Annotated in this window: 1 protein-coding gene; it reads right to left on the bottom strand. The window is 67.6% G+C overall.

What is annotated here, in order from left to right:
• Positions 1-13: 13 nt before the first annotated feature.
• Positions 14-487, bottom strand: a 474-nt coding sequence (locus D9V37_RS20000; RefSeq protein ID WP_408636237.1) for an alanine dehydrogenase, incomplete at its 5' end; no start/stop codon positions are given.

Raw genomic sequence — 487 nt, 5'->3', positions numbered from 1 at the left:
GCCTGGTCCAGCTTCAGGACAGGACGTCCTCGAGGCTGGTCGGGGTCAGGTCGTGGGCGGTGGCCACGGGGGTGTTGGTGATCTGGCCGTCGTGGGTGTTCAGGCCCAGCGCGAGGGAGTGATCGGCGCGCATCGCCTCGCTCCAGCCCTGGTCGGCCAGCGCCACGGTGTAGGGCAGCGTGGCGTTGGTCAGCGCATAGGTCGAGGTGTTCGGCACCGCACCGGGCATGTTCGCCACGCAGTAGAACACCGAGTCATGCACCCGGTAGGTCGGCTCAGCATGGGTGGTGGGGTGGGAGTCCTCGAAACAGCCACCCTGGTCGATGGCGATGTCGACCAGCACCGAACCCGGCTTCATCTGCGACACCAGCTCGTTGCTGACCAACGTCGGCGCCTTCGCCCCCGGGATCAACACCGCCCCGATCACCAGATCCGCCGCCATCACCTGCTGCCGGATCGCCAACGCCGACGACGCCAACCCATGCAC

This window comes from Nocardioides mangrovicus (genome assembly GCF_003674065.1).
GTDB classification, from domain to species: domain Bacteria; phylum Actinomycetota; class Actinomycetes; order Propionibacteriales; family Nocardioidaceae; genus Marmoricola; species Marmoricola mangrovicus.
This window is presented reverse-complemented; position numbering and strand designations above follow the sequence as displayed.